The 1,735-nt window shown below is 45.4% G+C and carries 1 protein-coding gene and 1 pseudogene; both read left to right on the forward strand.

The features are described 5' to 3' along the window. Positions 1–283: 283 nt before the first annotated feature. Complete coding sequence (locus tag NXS07_RS19815) at positions 284–1,324, forward strand: zinc-dependent alcohol dehydrogenase family protein (protein ID WP_038222025.1); 1,041 nt, start codon at positions 284–286, stop codon at positions 1,322–1,324. A 122-nt stretch (positions 1,325–1,446) separates the two neighbouring features. Beyond that, positions 1,447–1,659, forward strand: a pseudogene (locus tag NXS07_RS19820) (IS6 family transposase); the annotation flags it as partial. Positions 1,660–1,735: the final 76 nt, after the last annotated feature.

The following is a 1,735-nucleotide window of genomic DNA, read 5'->3' on the forward strand; positions in this document are numbered from 1 at the left end:
ATTCTATTTGCTGGCTGCCTAAATAACCGGCAACACCACTTTTGCTAACTTGCCGCCGTTAACGCGACACTGCCCTTAAAATGCCTTTATCTCCTATAAGCAATTCAAATACTCAGTGTCTGATGAGATCCCATTAGAAAAAATGGCTCTTCACTGAGGAACGATGTCTTTGTTCCAATTTTATTGTGAAAGAGACTACACTTTTTAATATTGAGTGGTTTTCACTCATTGAAGGAATTGGACTAACACGGCAAAAAAACAAATAACCTATGGGAGAGACCTTATGAAAGCCCTTGTTTATCATGGCGCAGGAAAAAAGCATTGGGAAGTAAAAGCCCCCCCTCAACTGATTGAGTCAACCGATGCAATCGTCCGCATTATCAAAACCACCATTTGCGGAACAGATCTACATATTCTCAAAGGGGATGTTCCAACTGTAGATGCCGGGCGAACATTGGGCCATGAAGGGATTGGGATAGTCGAATCCGTGGGAGAATCTGTCCATAATATCAAAGTGGGTGATAAAGTAATTATCTCCTGCATCACAGTTTGTGGTCGTTGTCGTTATTGTAAACGCCAGCTTTATTCCCATTGTGAAGAGGGCGGTTGGATACTTGGACATAAGATCGATGGCACGCAGAGTGAAAAAGTGCGTATTCCCCATGCAGATAACAGCCTACACCGTCTGCCGGAAGGTATTGATGAAGAGGCGGCATTAATGCTCAGTGACATCCTGCCTACGGGTCTTGAGATCGGTGTCATCAATGGCAAGGTGCAACCGGGTAATACCCTCGCCTTGATCGGCGCAGGCCCTGTAGGGCTTTCTGCGTTACTGGCATCCCAGTTTTATTCACCCGCCCATATCATCATGATTGATACCGATGATAACCGCCTTCATGTCGCCCAACAGTTTGGTGCTGACACCGTCATCAACCCCACACATCAAAATGTGGTGGAAGTCATCCAGAAGCTCACTGATGGCCTGGGTGTCGATGTCGCAATTGAGTGCGTTGGTATCCCTGCAACATTCAAGATCTGCCAAGATATCATTACTGCTGGTGGACATATCGCTAACGTTGGTGTTCATGGAAAATCCGTTGAATTGCACTTAGAAGATCTTTGGATCAAAAACATCACTATCACGACAGGATTAGTGAACACAAGCAGCACACCGATGCTGTTGAAAAGCCTCCAATCCGGCAAGATTTCACCCGAAAAGCTGGTCACTCATCGCTATTCGCTAAGTGAAATTGAAACCGCCTATGAAGTTTTTGGTAACGCGGCAAAGGAGCAAGCTCTTAAAATTGTTCTTAATGCAGAATAAACAAGGGGGTAATCAGGTATCACTCAATTTGATTACCTCAAAGATTATCAGGTGAGGAGGCTCTGTTGCAATAAGCAAAGCCTAGGTAATATCTCACTTATTTGTTGATAAAGGTGTCGTCAATGTCGTTGATACGAAAAGCCTTCAAACGGTTGCATTACCCCGTTGATATCATCGCCCAGTGCGTCCGTTGGTATTTGGCCTATGCCCTAAGCCTACGCAATCTCGAAGAGATGATGGCAGAGCGCGGCATTGAGGTCGACCATGCCACGATACCTCGCTGGGTGTTACGTTTGGTGCCCCTGCTCGGCAAGGCTTTCCGACCTCGCAAAAAGGGTTCTGTCGCATTAACAGAGCGCTAGCAAGAGAAAATGATGTAATTGTTTTTTATGCAGCCAATTGATAGAAAAA

This window comes from Xenorhabdus bovienii (genome assembly GCF_024721015.1).
GTDB classification, from domain to species: Bacteria; Pseudomonadota; Gammaproteobacteria; order Enterobacterales; family Enterobacteriaceae; genus Xenorhabdus; species Xenorhabdus bovienii.